Source organism: Oculatella sp. LEGE 06141 (genome assembly GCF_015207605.1).
In the GTDB taxonomy this organism is placed as follows: domain Bacteria; phylum Cyanobacteriota; class Cyanobacteriia; order Elainellales; family Elainellaceae; genus Oculatella.
In genome coordinates, this window is the sequence record NZ_JADEWO010000040.1 from 45,973 (window position 1) to 62,513 (window position 16,541).

The 16,541-nt window shown below is 52.3% G+C and carries 17 protein-coding genes and 1 tRNA gene; 7 read left to right on the forward strand and 11 right to left on the reverse strand.

Translation table 11 applies throughout. From position 1 onward, the window contains the following. Window positions 1–297 precede the first annotated feature (297 nt). Window positions 298–3,039, forward strand: coding sequence for a cyanophycin synthetase (cphA, locus tag IQ268_RS22595; RefSeq protein ID WP_193883972.1), 2,742 nt, complete (start codon window positions 298–300; stop codon window positions 3,037–3,039). Window positions 3,040–3,165: 126 nt separating this feature from the next. On the opposite strand, the gene tatA is transcribed toward cphA, so the two are convergent. The 4 genes from tatA to IQ268_RS22615 all read right to left on the reverse strand — a co-directional run bounded on the left by tatA (window position 3,166) and on the right by IQ268_RS22615 (window position 5,562). After that, window positions 3,166–3,336: a twin-arginine translocase TatA/TatE family subunit gene (tatA, locus tag IQ268_RS22600; RefSeq protein WP_193883975.1), complete on the reverse strand. Its 171-nt coding sequence runs from the start codon at window positions 3,334–3,336 to the stop codon at window positions 3,166–3,168. A gap of 160 nt (window positions 3,337–3,496) precedes the next feature. Next, entirely contained in the window at window positions 3,497–3,877 is a 381-nt protein-coding gene (locus tag IQ268_RS22605; protein WP_193883977.1) for a rhodanese-like domain-containing protein, read from the reverse strand. A 260-nt stretch (window positions 3,878–4,137) separates the two neighbouring features. Further along, complete coding sequence (locus IQ268_RS22610; RefSeq protein WP_193883979.1) at window positions 4,138–4,914, reverse strand: PD-(D/E)XK nuclease family protein; 777 nt, start codon at window positions 4,912–4,914, stop codon at window positions 4,138–4,140. A gap of 60 nt (window positions 4,915–4,974) precedes the next feature. Then, entirely contained in the window at window positions 4,975–5,562 is a 588-nt protein-coding gene (locus tag IQ268_RS22615; RefSeq protein WP_193883981.1) for a PAP/fibrillin family protein, read from the reverse strand. Between the two features lie 316 nt (window positions 5,563–5,878). On the opposite strand from IQ268_RS22615, the gene IQ268_RS22620 reads away from it, so the two are divergent. Beyond that, on the forward strand, window positions 5,879–6,115 hold the full coding sequence (locus IQ268_RS22620) for a DUF3134 domain-containing protein (RefSeq protein ID WP_193883983.1): 237 nt from the start codon (window positions 5,879–5,881) through the stop codon (window positions 6,113–6,115). Window positions 6,116–6,266: 151 nt separating this feature from the next. Next, a complete protein-coding gene (mraY, locus tag IQ268_RS22625) occupies window positions 6,267–7,361 on the forward strand; it encodes a phospho-N-acetylmuramoyl-pentapeptide-transferase (RefSeq protein WP_193883985.1) in 1,095 nt (364 codons plus the stop codon). 118 nt (window positions 7,362–7,479) lie between these two features. On the opposite strand, the gene IQ268_RS22630 is transcribed toward mraY, so the two are convergent. The 3 genes from IQ268_RS22630 to IQ268_RS22640 all read right to left on the reverse strand — a co-directional run bounded on the left by IQ268_RS22630 (window position 7,480) and on the right by IQ268_RS22640 (window position 8,870). Continuing rightward, window positions 7,480–7,821, reverse strand: a complete 342-nt coding sequence (locus IQ268_RS22630; protein WP_193883987.1) for a carbon dioxide-concentrating mechanism protein CcmK — start codon at window positions 7,819–7,821, stop codon at window positions 7,480–7,482. Window positions 7,822–8,181: 360 nt separating this feature from the next. Further along, window positions 8,182–8,487: a BMC domain-containing protein gene (locus tag IQ268_RS22635; protein ID WP_193883989.1), complete on the reverse strand. Its 306-nt coding sequence runs from the start codon at window positions 8,485–8,487 to the stop codon at window positions 8,182–8,184. 98 nt (window positions 8,488–8,585) lie between these two features. Further along, window positions 8,586–8,870 (reverse strand): hypothetical protein, encoded by a 285-nt coding sequence (locus tag IQ268_RS22640; RefSeq protein WP_193883991.1) that lies wholly within the window; start codon window positions 8,868–8,870, stop codon window positions 8,586–8,588. A 329-nt stretch (window positions 8,871–9,199) separates the two neighbouring features. Here IQ268_RS22640 and IQ268_RS22645 point away from each other — a divergent pair, with 329 nt between their 5' ends. Together IQ268_RS22645 and IQ268_RS22650 are read left to right on the forward strand one after the other, a co-directional pair. After that, window positions 9,200–10,681 carry a glycosyl hydrolase family 57 gene (locus IQ268_RS22645; protein WP_193883993.1) on the forward strand — a complete coding sequence of 494 codons (1,482 nt, stop codon included), beginning with the start codon at window positions 9,200–9,202 and terminating at the stop codon, window positions 10,679–10,681. A gap of 58 nt (window positions 10,682–10,739) precedes the next feature. Continuing rightward, window positions 10,740–10,811, forward strand: a tRNA-Gln gene (locus IQ268_RS22650). Window positions 10,812–10,966: 155 nt separating this feature from the next. Here IQ268_RS22650 and IQ268_RS22655 read toward each other — a convergent pair. The 3 genes from IQ268_RS22655 to IQ268_RS22665 all read right to left on the reverse strand — a co-directional run bounded on the left by IQ268_RS22655 (window position 10,967) and on the right by IQ268_RS22665 (window position 13,782). Then, window positions 10,967–12,277, reverse strand: a complete 1,311-nt coding sequence (locus tag IQ268_RS22655; RefSeq protein ID WP_193883995.1) for a TldD/PmbA family protein — start codon at window positions 12,275–12,277, stop codon at window positions 10,967–10,969. 326 nt (window positions 12,278–12,603) lie between these two features. Then, on the reverse strand, window positions 12,604–13,464 hold the full coding sequence (locus IQ268_RS22660; protein ID WP_193883997.1) for a Tab2/Atab2 family RNA-binding protein: 861 nt from the start codon (window positions 13,462–13,464) through the stop codon (window positions 12,604–12,606). 39 nt (window positions 13,465–13,503) lie between these two features. Beyond that, window positions 13,504–13,782, reverse strand: coding sequence for a hypothetical protein (locus IQ268_RS22665; RefSeq protein ID WP_193884014.1), 279 nt, complete (start codon window positions 13,780–13,782; stop codon window positions 13,504–13,506). A 19-nt stretch (window positions 13,783–13,801) separates the two neighbouring features. Here IQ268_RS22665 and IQ268_RS22670 point away from each other — a divergent pair, with 19 nt between their 5' ends. Together IQ268_RS22670 and IQ268_RS22675 are read left to right on the forward strand one after the other, a co-directional pair. Further along, a complete protein-coding gene (locus IQ268_RS22670; protein WP_193883999.1) occupies window positions 13,802–13,978 on the forward strand; it encodes a hypothetical protein in 177 nt (58 codons plus the stop codon). 73 nt (window positions 13,979–14,051) lie between these two features. After that, window positions 14,052–14,282, forward strand: coding sequence for a helix-turn-helix transcriptional regulator (locus tag IQ268_RS22675; protein WP_193884001.1), 231 nt, complete (start codon window positions 14,052–14,054; stop codon window positions 14,280–14,282). Window positions 14,283–14,444: 162 nt separating this feature from the next. Here IQ268_RS22675 and IQ268_RS22680 read toward each other — a convergent pair. After that, on the reverse strand, window positions 14,445–16,541 hold a 2,097-nt coding region (locus IQ268_RS22680; RefSeq protein ID WP_228035640.1), incomplete at its 5' end, for a pentapeptide repeat-containing protein.

The window sequence follows — 16,541 nt, forward strand, 5'->3', positions numbered from 1 at the left end:
CACCTTGTGAGGAGTAGTGGTCATTTGCATTGTGTCCGGCATCCATACCAACGTTGCACCCAGAGCATAATGCTTCTGTAATCGTTTCTATCTTGTCCACGGGTTGGCGGCAACGTTTTCCCAGTGGAAGGATTTCTGTGTCTCCTGATGTAGGGTGTCAACTAGCCAGAATTCATGGCTTGAGTTGTTAATCCCCTGGAAGAAGTGTTCTCTGTGAACGGTTTAGAAGTTTTCTTACGACCGAGACTAGATTATTGCTGCCGCCGCTTACACCCCGAATGAGTCTTGCTTAGCGTTATGAAAATCCTTAAAACTCAAACACTGCGTGGTCCAAACTACTGGAGCATTCGACACCAAAAGCTTATCCTCATGCGTCTGGATCTAGAAAGGCTGGCTGAACAGCCCAGCAACCAGATCCCCGATTTCTATGAAGGATTGGTTGAAGCACTACCCAGCCTGATTGACCATTTTTGCTCCCCAGGGTGCCGGGGTGGGTTTTTGAGCCGCGTGCGTGAAGGCACCATGATGGGGCATGTTGTTGAGCATGTCGCGTTGGAGCTACAAACCCTGGCCGGGATGCCTGTTGGCTTTGGCCGGACGCGAGAAACCACAACGCCAGGAACGTATCAGGTTGTGATTGAGTACATAGACGAACAGGCGGGACGCTATGCCGCCAGGGCTGCCGTTCGTCTCTGCCAAAGCATCATTGATACCGGACATTACCCTCTGTCTGAACTAGAGCAAGACCTGATTGATCTCAAGGCGATGGGGGCACAGGCGGCTCTTGGCCCCAGTACGGAATGCATTGTGCAAGAAGCAGAAGCGCGGGGCATTCCCTGGCTGCCGCTCAGCGCTAGAGCCATGATTCAACTGGGGCATGGGGTTCATCAAAAGCGCATTCAGGCCACGTTAAGCAACTTCACCGGCATTCTAGGGGTAGAACTGGCCTCCGATAAAGAAGGAACCAAGCGAGTGTTGCGGGATGCAGGGGTTCCAGTGCCGAGAGGAACCGTTGTTTACTACTTTGACGAACTGGAGGCGGCGATCGAAGAAGTAGGCGGTTTCCCGGTTGTGATTAAACCTCTGGATGGTAATCACGGTCGGGGCATTACTATCAACATCGACTCCTGGAAAACGGCTGAAGAAGCCTATGATGCCGCAAAAGAAATCTCAAAAGGGGTGATTGTTGAACGCTATTACACCGGGCAAGACCATCGGGTTCTGGTGGTGAATGGCAAAGTGGTAGCGGTGGCAGAACGGGTTCCAGCCCATGTGGTAGGGAACGGATACTCAAGTATTGCGGAACTGGTTGAGGAAACCAACCGCGACCCGCGCCGGGGTGAAGGACACGACAATATTCTCACCCGCATTGAGGTCGATCGCACTTCCTGGCAGTTGCTCGATCGGCAAGGGTATACCCTGGAAACGGTCTTACCAGACGGTGAGGTCTGTTATTTAAGAGCAACAGCCAACCTCAGCACAGGCGGTATTGCGATCGATCGCACCGACGATATTCACCCTGAAAACATCTGGATTGCCCAACGAGCTGCCAAAACCATTGGGCTAGATATTGCCGGAATTGACATCGTTACCGCCGATATTTCCCGTCCGCTGCGCGAAACCGACGGTGTGATTGTCGAAGTAAATGCGGCTCCCGGTTTCCGGATGCACTTCTGCCCCAGCCAGGGTTTACCGCGAAATGTGGCCGAGCCGGTGATCGATATGCTCTTTCCCCCCGGCAGCGCCTCCCGCATCCCAATTCTGTCGGTTACAGGCACCAACGGCAAAACCACGACCACACGGCTGCTGGCGCACATCTTTAAGCAGCAAGACCAAACGGTAGGCTATACCACCACAGACGGCATTTACATTGGCGATTACCTGGTGGAACAGGGAGATACGACGGGGCCGCAAAGTGCCCAGGTGATTCTGCAAGATCCAACGGTAGAAGTGGCGGTACTCGAAACGGCCAGAGGCGGCATTTTGCGATCGGGGCTGGGCTTTGGCGAATGCGATATCGGCATTGTGCTAAATGTCGCGGCTGACCACCTGGGCATCGGCGACATCAACACCGTTGAAGACTTAGCCCATCTAAAGAGTGTGGTGGTTGAGACGGCTCGACCCGATGGCTATGCGGTTCTTAATGCAGACGATCCGCTGGTAGCAGCAATGGCGAAGCGAGTGAAAGCTCAGATCGCCTATTTCAGTATGCATCCAGAGAACGAACTCGTGAAGTCCCATACCCAACAGGGCGGTTTGGCTGCCGTCTACGAGAACGGCTATCTGTCTATTTTGAAGGGCGATTGGACGCTGCGAATTGAACAGGCGGTTCATGTGCCGCTGACGATGGGCGGCAAAGCTCCGTTTATGATTGCTAATGCGCTGGCCGCCAGTTTGGCCGCTTTTGCTCAAGGGCTGTCGATTGAAGAAATTCGAGCGGCGCTGATCACCTTCCAGGCATCCATTAACCAAACCCCCGGTCGGATGAATTTGGTTAATCTAGGCAAATTCCACGCGCTGGTAGACTATGCCCATAATCCCCACAGCTATGAAGCGTTGGGCGGCTTTGTTCGTAACTGGCAAGGGGAACGCATTGGTGTGGTGGGTGGCCCTGGCGATCGCCGTGATGAAGACTTCGTGACACTGGGTCAACTGTCGGTGAAGATGTTCGATCGCATCATCATCAAAGAAGACGACGACACCCGTGGTCGGCCACGCGGAGAAGCCGCTCAGTTGATTTTGCAAGGAATTGAGCAGGCTCAAGTCGATATTCCCCACACAACGATCTTGAACGAAACAGAGGCAGTAAATACCGCATTGGATCAAGCCCCTGAGGGCAGTTTGGTGGTTATTTTGCCAGAGAGCGTTCAGCGGGCAATTCAGATGATTGACGCACGTCGTCCAGTCATCGAGCCGACCATTACTACCCCGTCGCCTCAGTCGGCGTATTCAACCAATGGTGCTGGCTCAAGCAAGGATACCAATGGGTTCCAGGGGATTGGCTCAGAGTCGGAAAGCTATGTCCCATCCGGCAGCTAGGGCAACGATAGGACGCTAAACGGCTAAATAATAGTAATAGAAAGGGGCGTATAACCTACGCCCCTTTCGCTATTGAATGGCATTAATGGCAGCCGATAGTTTCGTTCAGGTAAAGCGCCCACACTGCTACTCGCGATCGAACTCTTCGTCGTCATCCTCGGGTTTGTTCATCTCTTCCTTAAAGCCGCGCAGCGTTTTACCTAAAGCGCTCCCTAATTCAGGAATTTTTTTAGGACCAAATACCAAAATTGCTGCGATCGCAATCAATCCAACCTCAGGCCACCCTAAACCAAACATGACCATCTCCTATGACGTCTGACTTCGTTCTTCATCAACTATAGGGTGATTAGCGATGAAGCTGCGGTATCGAGGTCATATAAATCGCCCTCAGACTATCCTCTAGACCGCCAGAAGGCCGTAAACATGGTAAACCGGAGTTGATTCCTCTCAACGGCAGTTAGGCGGCTCGGTTCTTACTAATCGACTCTACCGGGTACCCCATCGCTTTCCAGGCCGCTACACCGCCTCTCAATTCCGCCACGTTTGAATAACCAGCCTGACGCAGTTTAGCGGCGGCAACGGCTGTCTCTTCATCTGTTTCCCCATACACATACAAATCTCGGTGGCATGCGAGACTGCGTGTGGCGCGATCGACCAGTTCATCGAGCGGCATGGATAACGCTCCCATGATGTGGCTGGCATTAAACTGGGTGCGATCGCGGGTATCAATAATCGTTAAAGCAGGTTCACCCCAATCCAGCCGAGCCTTCAGGTCATTCACACGAGACTTGGCTTGCAGCGGTGGAGGAGTCGGAATAATGCCAAAAAACCTGCCCATAAGGACTCACTCACAGAATGTAGGGTTCATCCGAAATGTAACAACTAATTTTAAGGATTGCAAATTTTTATAGAAAAATCCTTTACGAATGTCATCAATTATGCATTTTTGAGTGAAAGACAGGTAGCGTTGCTGCCATACAGCCATAAAACAGGTCAGAAAAGGGGGCGGCTCGAGTGGCAATCCGCACTAAAACATCCTTTAAGAGCTAGCTCGCCTGCATAACCCACATCAGGCAACCCTGATACGCTGGCATTCCCCTATAGCGCCACTTCTTGAATGTCATCCAGATTCAGCACATCAACCGATTCTGCCGACAGGTCAACAGCCTCCCGCTGACAACGTGCAACAAAGTGGCAGGATGGGCAGGATGACGTTTCATTAATTTGGGGAAACGGTTCGCCCTGGTCATAGCGCTGGAGCCATTCCGTCAGTTGGTTGAGCCGTGTGGTCAGGTCTTGGCGATCGCGCTCTTGCTGCTCAGCCGTATAGGGAAATGACAGGCTCTGAGGCGTTAACACCTGGTCGTGCTCTGCCTGAATAAACCAGTAGGTCATCAAAATCTGCTCTGGCTCATACGCACTCGTTTCGGCCAGCACAAAGCGATAGAGGCGCGTCTGCCAGTTTTGGCGCAGCCGTTCGGATTGGGACGGTCGAGGATAGGTTTTCCAATCTAAAATGTGAGCCTGGCGATCGCTCAAGATCAGCAAGTCGTAAATCACCGTCAGCAAATAACCGTGAAACTCTAACGTGCGGCGATGTTCGCTCTGCCGAGTGCCTGGCCTGGGTTGAAACAGGTCGGGAGCGGCGGCAACGAAGGCCGTCATACAGCGGTTAAGCTGCCCTTCTTCTGCGTCGAGCGGCACCATGGGCAACCCCAATTCTCGCTGCTGCATTAAGAGGTGAAACTGACTGCCCCAGGTTAGGCGGTCTTGCTGCTCTGGAGTCATGGGCGAACCTAACTGATCCAGATAAGTATGCTGAAACTTACGCGGACAGGTTTCAAGCAAATTTAGCTGAGCTTGAGATAAACGCATGAGCATCATTCAGTAAGCAATCGAGAAGGCAAGCGGCACAAAAAGGCAGATTATGGCTCTTTAAACGGCCTTGGTCAATACAAATACACTTCCCTCATTGCCTCGCCCAATCCGCAGATCGTCATCCAGATAGGTGATGTCGAGCCAACCTTGCTGATTTTGACTGTTGATTGGAAAGTCGATCGCCGCAAACCGTTTGCCGGAAGCAATTTGCTGAATAAAATACTCTGAGGAGCGGTAGTCAACAAGTCGCTGCAAACCCAAAATCGATCGCTCAAATTTAACCAGAACTCGCCGTTCAGAGACGGGTTCAAAGCGAGCGGCAACGCTGATGATTCCTTCCAGGTAAGGCACCCCGTACACCTCGGCAATGTTATAGACCCTGGCGGCAGCAGCGTCGAGGTATTGATAAATCTGTCCCAATTTCAACAGCGGCAGTTGGTCAATGCGGAGCAGATCGCTGCTGGTGGTATAGAGTAATCGCCAGTTGCCGTTTAGTTTGTCGGTTGCATCTAAGGGGCGAGGTGTGGGGTTGTGATCCTCCAGTTGGGCGATCGCCGCCAGGATCACCTGTCGATCAAATTCGTTGGCTAGCAATCCTCGATTTTTGCCTGCGATCGCTTCTAGCAATGCTTGTTTCCCAATCATTATGTTTTACCTCTAACCTCTACCCCAAAGAGGGGTGTCATTTACACGGATTACATTGATATATAGGTACATATAGGCTAAGAATGGCTGAGAGCATCCAGGTTGGATGTTTATGCGGCTGATCTCTTGACAGTTTCGTTGACATGAGATGAAATTTGAGCTAACACTGTCCGATATCTGCTTGAAAAAGTGGATTGATTAAAGTCTTTGCCATCCAATTTTAGTCATTGAGCTGAAAGATGGTTTCTGGCGGCACCGCTGCCTTCTGGCAATCGTTTGAACCCATTAACTTCATAAGGTGAATTAGATTACAGGTATGCAAAATCCTGCACTGCGTCAAGAACCCCGCGAGCGCCCTGCTGTGCCCATTCCGTTGCAGCGAGATGCTTCAATTTTAGATTGGCTAGAGTCGAGCGGTCGTATGCTGGCTCGTGAGTCTACTGATGTTGACTACGCAGATGATGAAGCAGAAATCAACGCGCTGATGGCTGGCGAAGACAACAGCTACGATGCCGATGACGACGACGACGATGTTTTAGAACTCGAAGAGTAAAGAAACGGTCAGGCTTGGGTTAAATTCAGTGAATTTAATCTAAGCCTGATAAGATTTGCATTAAGTTTTCAAAAATGTCTGCCTATTTTCCGAAGACTGCCTGACAGGCTTTGGAGTATTGTTTGGTGTGGAGTGTGGAAGTAGCGAAATTGTGGATGCAAAATTTGTTCGTGACAGAATCACTGGCCTCTCAGGGACGCATCTAGCTGTCAGCCTTGGAATCGCGTTAATTAGTGCTGCTCTCATTCTAGATTGGTCTGCCGCTCGCACCTTTGGGCTAGTTGCACTGACGTTACCGCTGATTATTTGTGCCCTGGTTACAACAGTAGTAGGTTACTGGGCCGTACCCATGTTACGCCGCTGGAAAGCAGGGCAGTTTATCCGTCAAGATGGCCCCCAGGCGCATCTCAAGAAGGCGGGTACGCCAACCATGGGCGGCATTTTTATTATTCCGGTGGCGGTGGCGATCGCACTGCTCTGGTCTCAGTTTGCCGCTCCAGTCATTGCTGTTTCAGCCCTGACCCTCGCCTACGCCACCATTGGCTTTTTAGACGACTGGCAAATTCTGCGCTACAAGTCAAACAAGGGCATTTCACCCAAGCTGAAGCTGGCGCTTCAGGTGGGTGCGGGGTTGCTGTTCTGCCTTTGGGCATTTTGGAGCCAACCGGCGGATGTGATGACGATCGCGTTGCCGTTTGGGTTGGCGTTGCCGCTTGGTTTACTCGTCTTTCCCATTGGCTGGTTTGCGTTGGTGGCCGAGAGTAACGCCACAAACCTGACCGACGGATTAGACGGACTGGCAGCCGGAACAGGGGCGATCGCGCTACTGGGTCTGGGAGCGTTAATCGCACCCACCTCTCCCGAACTCATGGTCTTTTGTGCCTGCCTCAGCGGTAGCTTTCTGGGTTTCCTGAGCCACAATCGCAATCCGGCCAGCGTCTTCATGGGCGATACGGGTTCTCTAGCCCTGGGCGGCGCGTTGGCCGGGGTAGCCCTCCTGACTCACTCCCTGTTTGGATTGCTGTTGTTAAGCGGCGTTTTCTTTGTAGAAACCCTGTCTGTGATTGCCCAGGTGAGCTACTACAAAGCCACCAAGGATGAAAATGGCATCGGTAAGCGTTTGTTCAAAATGGCTCCACTTCATCACCATTTAGAGCTAACGGGTTGGTCGGAAACGCAGGTTGTGGGCTGGTTTTATACGGTCACTGGCATTCTGGCAATGCTGTGTTTCATTATCTTCTGGTAAAGATGCGCCGGAGTCAGCGCTCAGGCGGGATCATCAAAAAAAAGTAGAGCCGCTCCGTCAGGAGCGGCTCTATTGGTTTACGGCGGTTTTTCCAGCCGATACGCTTTAGATAGGTGAATTAACCGCGACTGGGTAATCTGGGTTGCTCAACCGAATCGCGAAATTGGGTAACGGATTCCGTGTAGGCGATCGGCAACACCACTTCAACATTTTCGTGAGGACGGGGAATAATCACCCAAGACTCTAATGTGGAGCCGAACGCGGTTTGAGCAGCGTCAATTCCTGCTGCCATTGCCGTCTTAACTTCCGAAACATCACCTCGAATCATCACGCAATAGCGGGCGCTACCACACCGCTGATAGCCAACCAAAGTAATGCGACCCGCTTTTACCATAGCGTCAGCCGCTGCCAGTACTCCGGGAAAGCCTTTTGTCTCTAATGCTCCAACCGCGACAGCCATTGCCAGCTCCTACATCGATAAAGGATAAAAGGAAAAAAACGCCACCCTTCATTCTAGGGGCTTTAGCCCGGTCAGAATAAAAGAATCAAGCGTCAAGCATAAACCATATAAACGCAGCGTTATGCCGTTTAGGATTGCGAATTCAATACCCTGCAAGATTGAAGAAGATGTTTTAAAGATGCTGATGGTCACTCGAACCGCCCCTTTTCTAGCTTGCCACAGGCGCTAAGCCCTAAACTCTGAGAATTGGGGAGGCGAATGCAGCACTTTTAAATCGACCTCCAAGCCACCTGTAGGACACGGCAGATCCTCAAGAGGTGCGACACCTATTTGGCGATGGGCCGTTACGGTGCGGCTCTGCTACCGAAACCGCTCTACCTTCTCGGTATATTCAATTGGCAACACGGACACTACATTATCTGGAGGGTTCGGCACGATGTAGTAAGTGATGACTTCGCCACCCACTGTTTTGTTTGCCGCTTCGATTCCAGCTTCTACAGATGGTCTCACTTCGGATGTTGTGCCGCGAACGGCAACAACCTGGTTGCCACTTTCGGCAATGTCGTAATAGACAATGGTTACACGTGCTGCTTTAACCATGGCATCTGCTGCTGCCAGCACTGCCGGAAATCCTAACGTTTGAATAACGCCAACCGCCTCTGGCATCGTTGTCCTCTGGAGTAATTTGTTTCGTCAGAGAACTCTATTGTACGGAGTTGTTGCAGTAATGTGGCAGGCAGGGGTTGAAGTTTCTCGATCGCCGATCAGACCTTGGCAGCACCACTCCAATCGGGGCAATCGCCGCTTTGCCAACCGTAGGGATGAAATCCACAAATTAAAACTGTGCGCTTGTCTCGCTGTTGACCGTAGGCGATGCCGTGATAATACTCGCAACCCTGACAGGCCATCGGTCGGGAGGGCTGTTTGTCGGTAAACCCAAGCTGCGATCGCAAAATATGGATCTTGCTTTGCTGCCGATGCCATCTAGCATGGTCGGCCTTGCGAATCAGGTAGTTAGCCGTTTTAAACAGGTCTTGGGAGTCATCCATGATAGGTGTATGGGTGCAGGTGGTTAGAGTTAGGCTACCCAGGCAAACACTAAATCAGCCGAACGATGTCAATCCCTTCCCTTAAAGGCAATCGCGTTTGCCCTGAGCTTCTTTGAAGCTTTCTTAAATTTATGCCAGGGCAGTAGAAAAACGCCTCCCTATATCGAAGCATTTTTAGAAATGAGGTGTGCGAAGCGCGGAACGGGTCGGATTGGGTTCGGTGCTGGTTTATTAATCCAGGGCAAACCAGAGACCGCCTGAGGCAACCCGTCCATTCTCGTCAGCCTACGGTATGCTGAGGGTGCAGTAAGCCTGAGCCGTACCTACCCATGCTAGATTTGCCTGAGCTAGTGGACGGATTGCCCAACATTTGTGGGGAAGAAGCGCAAATTCGTTCTATTACTGGTCAAAACCAGCCGATTTGGCTTCCCCAAACGAACCTTAAGCTAGAACAGATTTCCGCTGGTTTTGCGATCGCGCTCCATATGCATCAGCCTACGGTTCCCGCCGGAGCGAATGGAGAGCTGATTTGCAATTTGCAATACATGTTCGAGCATCCCCAGGAAGGCGACAACCACAATGCGGCTGCGTTTACCTGGTGCTACTCGCGCATGGGCGACTTGATTCCAGAACTGGTAAGCCAGGGCTGTAATCCCCGAGTCATGCTGGATTATTCTGGCAATTTGCTCTGGGGTTTGCGGCAAATGGGTCGTGACGATGTGTTAGACAACCTCAAGCGGGTGGCGTGCGATCGCGCCTATCAACCCTATGTCGAATGGCTGGGCACCATGTGGAGCCACGCCGTTGCGCCTTCCACCCCCATTCCCGATCTAAAGCTACAGATCCAGGCATGGCAGCACCATTTTGCCGCTATTTTTGGCGCAGAAGCATTGTCGCGGGTTAAGGGCTTCTCTCCCCCAGAGATGCATTTGCCCAACCATCCCGACACCTTGTATGAATTCATCAAAGCCTTAAAGGACTGCGGCTACCGCTGGCTGATGGTGCAGGAACATTCTGTAGAAACGCCAGCGGGTCAACCGTTGGGCTACAGACATTTGCCGCATCGCCTGGTGGCTCGCAACTCGCACGGCGAAACCATTAGCATTACCGCTTTGATTAAAACTCAAGGCTCCGATACAAAGCTGGTGGGGCAAATGCAGCCCTATTACGAAGCCAAAACCCTGTCGCCGCAAACGGTGAATGGGGTAACGATTCCGCCTTTAGTCACCCAGATTGGGGATGGCGAAAACGGTGGAGTAATGATGAACGAGTTTCCAGATGCCTTCAAACGCGCCTGGTATGACATGGCAAACCAGGATGGCGGCACCTCTGGCACCGTTGGCATGACGGGAACGGAGTATCTGGAGCTAATCGAGGCGGCAGGATGCGCCCCCGAAGCCTATCCAGCGTGTCAACCGATCGGCCAACATCGAGTTTGGGAACGGGTTGATCCAGACGGCTCGAATCCGGAAGCGGTACAGGTGGCGATCGATCGTCTACAACAAGAAGATGCCAACTTCCATATGGATGGGGCTTCCTGGACAAATCACATCAGTTGGGTGAAGGGATACGAGAATGTGTTGACCCCCCTCAACCAGCTCAGCGCGTTATTTCATCAGGTGACCGATCCGTTACTTGATGCAGTGGATGCGGCAGAACCCATCACCCAACAACATCGCTACCGTAACGCCTTACTCTATAACTTGCTGCTGCAAACGAGCTGCTTTCGCTACTGGGGACAGGGAATGTGGACGGAATACGCGCAGGAGCTGTATCGACGGGGGCAGGCGATTCTGAACCACGATTTTTAGGGCAAGACTTCTTGACAATTTCCGCGCGTAAGCTGTTAAGATATTAATGCTTACGCGTTGGGGTGTCGCCAAGTGGTAAGGCAGCGGGTTTTGGTCTCGCCATTCCTAGGTTCGAATCCTAGCACCCCAGTTCAAACCATCCAGTACCAGAAACCAATACCAGAAAAGGGAGCGATCGCGTCGCTCCCTTTTCTGTATGCCGCGCTATGACTACAATGCTCGGTGATCATTGGGGAACCGATTCTCGGATGATTCAAGCATCCGAGGATCGTAAAGTCCGGCGGTTTAGCTGCGTCCGGTGGTGGACAACCCTTCAACAATCAGCGATGGCGTGTAGCACGAGCCATTCCACTCTGCATCACCGCCAAGTTCTACCAGGTTTTTTAGCGCAGTGTAGACATTTCCAGCCACCATCGTATCTTTCACCCGTCCGACGATTTCGCCCTTGTGAACGCGATAGCCCAAGTCAACGTTGACCGAAAACTCGCCCGAAATTCCGGCACCGCCCCCCAGCATTTGATCGACCACTAACCCATGCTCTAGGGTGGCAATCAGGTCTTCGAGAGGCTTAAACTGAGGCTGAATCAGCATATTGAACAATCCCGGCGTAGGGTAGCTGCCCAGGCCGGGACGAAATCCATTCCCAGTTGTGCCACTGCCCAACAGCCGCCCGATGGTGCGATCGGTATAAAACAGTTGTAATATGCCGTCTTTGATGAAAGTGATCGGCTGGGTTGGCGTGCCCTCATCATCAAACGGGCAGCTAAACGGGCCATCAGCGGGCTGTTGCGACAGGGTGAGATCGGTAGAGGTTACGGGTTCACCAAGGCGATCGCTCCAGGGAGAGGCGCGTTCAATCACCTGCTTGCCGTTTAATGCTGCTTGAACGGTACCCCACAGCATATCAGCCGCCTTGGCCGTAAACAGCACAGGCACTCGCCCCACGGGGGGAGCCACGTTCTGTTGAGTCCATTCCAACCGCTGCAAAATCTGCTGTGCTAGCGCGATCGGATCAAGACTGTTGCGCTGCGTTTGACCATCGGCGACGCTCAGAAAGTCTTCACCGCGCACCCATTCTGCCGATAAGTAACAGCTTAATGTGGTATCAGTGTAGCCACAGTCTAACCCGTGCGAATTGACCAGGCGGGTCACTTCTGCTTCGCATTCCCATTCGGCAATGCAAAGCACTTCTGGATAGGCTTCCCGAATCAGTGCGATCGCCTCTCTGCCCCATTCCACCAGGGTTTCCACCGGAATAGCCTGTCCGACATCGGGATAATCGTGATTTGAGTTCAATGACAGTTCAATGGTTTCTGGTTCGTTGAGAGAGCTGAGGGCGATCGCGCGATCGACTAGCACCTGGGCTTCGACGGGGCCATAGGCCACTGCCAATCCGGGACGGCCATCTTTCCAGACTCGCAGGGCAATGCCTTCAGATTGCGAGCTTTCGAGCTGTTTCAAGCGATTCGCTTCAAAGAAAACCGGATGGGCAAGGGACTGAGACTGAAAAACCTCTGCTGCTTCTGCTCCTGAGCGGGCTGCTAAGTCAAGCAGTTGCTCTGCTAGTGCCGCCTGTTGCAAATTATCGGAACTCATAGCGTGTGAGAGTAGCGATTGAAATGGATTGATCCAGACCTGGTCGTGAGTGACTCAAGCTAGAGCCGAACGCCATATAAACCCTGTCCACTGGGCAACGGTGTTGCAGTGGATACTCCTGGACAATGCCCGAACCAATGGGTCTAGATCGGTTCGGGTTTGAGCTTAAGGACTGGTGATTGACGCTGTAGTCTGCCGAGAGAGCGGATTGATCGGGAACATCGATTGAAACCCTAGAGTTAAATTGATGAATTCCGAATTACTGATAGTTCAAACTCTATAGGTTTGGGGGGGTGTCCCTACTTATCTTCCGGGATCGCGTGACTTTATGACAAATTAAGTTCTTGCATTAACCAAAATCCAGCGAAGGCTTCGGAATCGGGATTGGTTTGCACCGCCAGGAAATGAACTTGATTGGCTTGCTGTTTGGCGGTTTCAAAGGTTTTGGCTTCGCTAAGCAGGGCAGGGGTCGTGAGGTTGGCGACAATCCAGGAGTCGGTGGCTCCGGTTTCCAGCACCAAACGAGCCGGATTGATACTTAACCGCAAAAACGCCAGCTCAACGCCAGACATCCAACCCGCCATTGGCAGAGCGCGTGAGGAAAAGATGATGATGCCGGGAATGCGCGTTTCGGGGGCTAACCCTACCAGCGCTGGCGGAAACGATTCGCCAAAGGAGATATCCCAGTCGGGCATGTCGTCAAAGTCTTTGGCTTCGAGGGTGACAAACGCCCACCGTTCTCCCAGCAAGGCATCGGGCAGGGGTTGCGGCGGGCTTTCTCCTAAGTTGACGGAGATGTTACTGCCCGGTTGATAGGTGGGGTAGGTGGGATAGACCTCTTGCATCCGCTGCTGTAGCCACTGGTTGAGGGCGATCGTGCGACGGCTGGGTTTGGCGGACAGTCCGGCTTCTTCACAGGCTTTGGTGATCATGTTGTTCATCTGGCGGCGAAAGAAGCGAACGCGATCGGGGGAATTTGGAGCCTGGGCGATCGCGTCTTCAATGGCTGTACGCAGTGTCACTGAATTTACTTCTGTGTTTGAGCAAAAGTGCGAATAGCGAAACAGCGACTCGCTACTCTGCTGCACACTGGTAGGACTTTCGCAGATCAGCACTTCCCACAGCTTTTTATTTTTGTCGTCCAGCACCGGACGCGAGTAGAAATCCAGCTCCCAAATTACAGACATAAATCCAATTTCACCAAGACGTTTAACCTCTGCCTCTGATCATACGTGGGGGTGGGATGAGGAATGACATCTTTCTGGCGGTTGTGGGGATGTCTCTTCGAGTGCTGGGGGGAGAGGACTAGAAGGGGTGGCTGCACTGGAGGCATCTGAAATTGGATCAAACACCAGGCTATGCGATACTTGCGGGGTTAAGCGACACAGCGTCTTTAAATATGCCTCTGCTTCGCCGCGCTGCCGAAAGCGGGCAACCATGACAGATTGAGCGTTGGGCAGATGGCGAATGATGCACCAGGGTTGAAGCCGTTTTCGATAGGTCATAGGATTCGATAATGAATAAATGGTCATAAATTGGCAGCGCAATGTTGGCTCAATGACGGTGACATTGAACGATCGCGGTTTTTACGGCACTAAATCTCTGGATCAACGCAGTGAATGGAAGGGCGCGATCGCCCCCTCAGCCATTCAACCTGCTTTCAAGAACTGTCTGAATCAATCGGGACTTTATCGTAATTGATTCCGGATTAAAAATTAGACTAAACCAGTTCAGCAAAGGTGTCAATACGTTCAGGTAAACTGTTTCAAGTGAAATGGCAAAACGCCCCCTCTCTGCTCTCAAAAAACTCAGGGTGATGCAAAATGTCACGCAACAAGAACTCGCAGATGTGTTGGGCGTGACGGTTGACACCATTAGCAATTGGGAGCGAGGCCGAGCGGTACCCAAATTGACCATTCCTCAGTTCAAAATTCTGCTGCGGGTGTTGAAGGTGACACCAGAGGAATTGCCTGATGATTTGGGGCCTTTGCCGGAGGAACCATAGAGGCGATCGGACGTATGGTTTGCCCTCACCCCCCTGTCAGGGCGTAGCATTCGGGCAATACGTCTGGGTCTTTTTCAGGGGTTATCTGCCGAATGCTACGCCCCTACACGTGTCGGGTTACAAAGACGGCTCTATCAACCTATGTCACCGGGTTACACCAGTTCATAAACCCAGTAGAGAGGCGATCGCAGGTAACAGTTGGCTACAGGCTTCTGCCAGTTTGGCGGTGTCGGGCAGGGCGGCGATCGTTCCTTTGATCACTTTGACGGCGGTGTTTGCCAGTTTCTTGAGGGTGTCATCCTGGGGATTTTGTCCGGCTTTAGCCAGGGTGTTGACCTGTTCTAGTGCTTCGGTTTTGTCGTCGGGTTTAAGGGTGGGATCTGTGGCGATCGCGTTTTGCAGTTGCATCAGCAGTTCGGCTAGCTCAACGGCATTAGGACGGTTTGCCGTCTGAAGCTGGTTGATCGTCTGGGTGACGGTGCCGCTGATGCCGCGCAAACTGACGACCGATTCGTTGGCGTTGATGTTGAAATTACCACCCACGTTGAAATTCTGGCTTTGATCGGCGCTTTCGTTCATGGCTTTACTCTCGGCTGTGGCGTTTACTTCAACAGTAACGGGTCGATTTGCCATCAGCTTAGTGATTTCTAGCATGTCGGCACTCTGCTGACGGTAGACTGTAATTTGGTCGTCTTTGGCTTGGAGTTCGGCCTGATATCGGGCTTCTAGCGCTTTAACGGCAGCCTCATAGGTTTGGTTAAATTCGCTGTGCAGTTTGGCTTTGTTGGCCTCTGGAGGCGCATTCACCCGCACCACCATCACGCCATCTCCTTTGTTTTCAATGCTTTGAATCGAGAGTTCCGTGTCTTCGTTATCTAAAACCAGTTTGTTAAAGGAATAGGTGAACGCTTTCCAGTCAATGCCGTTGCGAAAGATCAGATCAATGGTGCTAAGCACTTCTTGAAACAATTTGGTAAATTCTCCGGAGGCAAAGTCTCCACTGCTGGGACGGCGTTCTTGCTGGTTTCGCAAAAGATAGACAAACTGGCAGTCTATTTCGTTCAGGTTTGTGGTGTGGTCAATATTCCAGGCTTCTAAACAGGCACCTGTCAGGTGTGCCCCAGTAAAGTCTGTACCAATTACCAACGTCTCTGTGAGGTCTGCGTCTCTGAGGTCTGCCTGTTGTAGGGTTGCTTCCCCCAGGTCTGCCCACTTCAGGTTGGCTTGATTGAGGTTAACGCCATTCAGGTTTGCTCCGCGCAAATCGGCTTTCACATACGATTTGTTGTAACCGTTGCGGCTGACGAGCAAGTCTCTAACCGCAGGGTTAGCCAAAATTGAGTTGCCTACTCTGGCTCGATCGAGCTTCTTGGCATCCTTCCAGCAGGCGTGAGTGAAATTTGTCTGCTGCTGGCGAGTGTGGTTGAAGTTGGTGCTTTTAAGATTGGCTCCAGTGAAATTTGTCCTGGTCAAATCAGCCCCTCGAAATGAGGTGCCACCAATGGCAGCAAATGCAATGCCAATCGTGCGAATTACTGCAAACTTTTCATCTCCCTTGAGGGCGCGCCACGCCACGTAACCGTTAAACAACACTGCGCCTGCGCCTGCGCCTGCGCCTGCGCCTGCGCCTGCGCCTGCGACTGCGACTGCGCCTGCGCCTGCGACTGCGAATGTGACTGCGCCTGCGACTGCGCCTGCGACTGCGCCTGCGCCTGCGCCTGCGAATGCGCCTGCGACTGCGACTGCGCCTGCGACTGCGCCTGCGACTGCGACTGCGACTGCGACTGCGCCTGCGACTGCGACTGCGACTGCGACTGCGCCTGCGAATGCGCCTGCGCCTGCGACTGCGACTGCGCCTGCGAATGCGCCTGCAGTTACACCTAAACTTGCAGCCATACCGTGACGAGCCGTGACGTAGAGGAAAGCCGCATAAAACAGAAGGACGATCACACCACCAATAAAGCTCTGCTCATCCCCCGGAAGAAATAGATAGATTGCAAGGTATCCACTAAAGGCAGACAGAAAGCCTGAAATAACAGATAGAACAAGCACAATCACTAGTTGAAGAGTTAGCCATCGCTTTTGCAATCCCGCTGCTGCCCCAGCAAAGTTCGCGCGTTGCAGTATGGCGTTAGTAAAGTTTGCTCCTCGAATGTCGGCATGAGAAAAGTCTGCTCCAGTCAAGTCTTGCCCTTTGAAGTTGCGTCCTCGGAGGTTTTGGCCAGAGAAGTTGGGGGGCATAGGAGTGGGGAGTGGGAG

Excerpts from the sequence above, each read along its gene's own strand:
- IQ268_RS22630 (WP_193883987.1), bottom strand. The coding sequence starts at position 7,821 with ATGGCTGTCGCGGTTGGAGCATTAGAGACAAAAGGCTTTCCCGGAGTA.
- tatA (WP_193883975.1), bottom strand. The coding sequence starts at position 3,336 with ATGTTTGGTTTAGGGTGGCCTGAGGTTGGATTGATTGCGATCGCAGCA.
- IQ268_RS22665 (WP_193884014.1), bottom strand. The coding sequence starts at position 13,782 with ATGACCTATCGAAAACGGCTTCAACCCTGGTGCATCATTCGCCATCTG.
- cphA (WP_193883972.1), top strand. The coding sequence starts at position 298 with ATGAAAATCCTTAAAACTCAAACACTGCGTGGTCCAAACTACTGGAGC.
- IQ268_RS22605 (WP_193883977.1), bottom strand. The coding sequence starts at position 3,877 with ATGGGCAGGTTTTTTGGCATTATTCCGACTCCTCCACCGCTGCAAGCC.
- IQ268_RS22635 (WP_193883989.1), bottom strand. The coding sequence starts at position 8,487 with ATGCCAGAGGCGGTTGGCGTTATTCAAACGTTAGGATTTCCGGCAGTG.
- IQ268_RS22655 (WP_193883995.1), bottom strand. The coding sequence starts at position 12,277 with ATGAGTTCCGATAATTTGCAACAGGCGGCACTAGCAGAGCAACTGCTT.
- IQ268_RS22675 (WP_193884001.1), top strand. The coding sequence starts at position 14,052 with ATGGCAAAACGCCCCCTCTCTGCTCTCAAAAAACTCAGGGTGATGCAA.
- IQ268_RS22660 (WP_193883997.1), bottom strand. The coding sequence starts at position 13,464 with ATGTCTGTAATTTGGGAGCTGGATTTCTACTCGCGTCCGGTGCTGGAC.
- IQ268_RS22670 (WP_193883999.1), top strand. The coding sequence starts at position 13,802 with ATGGTCATAAATTGGCAGCGCAATGTTGGCTCAATGACGGTGACATTG.
- IQ268_RS22640 (WP_193883991.1), bottom strand. The coding sequence starts at position 8,870 with ATGGATGACTCCCAAGACCTGTTTAAAACGGCTAACTACCTGATTCGC.
- IQ268_RS22645 (WP_193883993.1), top strand. The coding sequence starts at position 9,200 with ATGCTAGATTTGCCTGAGCTAGTGGACGGATTGCCCAACATTTGTGGG.
- IQ268_RS22610 (WP_193883979.1), bottom strand. The coding sequence starts at position 4,914 with ATGCGTTTATCTCAAGCTCAGCTAAATTTGCTTGAAACCTGTCCGCGT.
- IQ268_RS22620 (WP_193883983.1), top strand. The coding sequence starts at position 5,879 with ATGCAAAATCCTGCACTGCGTCAAGAACCCCGCGAGCGCCCTGCTGTG.
- IQ268_RS22615 (WP_193883981.1), bottom strand. The coding sequence starts at position 5,562 with ATGATTGGGAAACAAGCATTGCTAGAAGCGATCGCAGGCAAAAATCGA.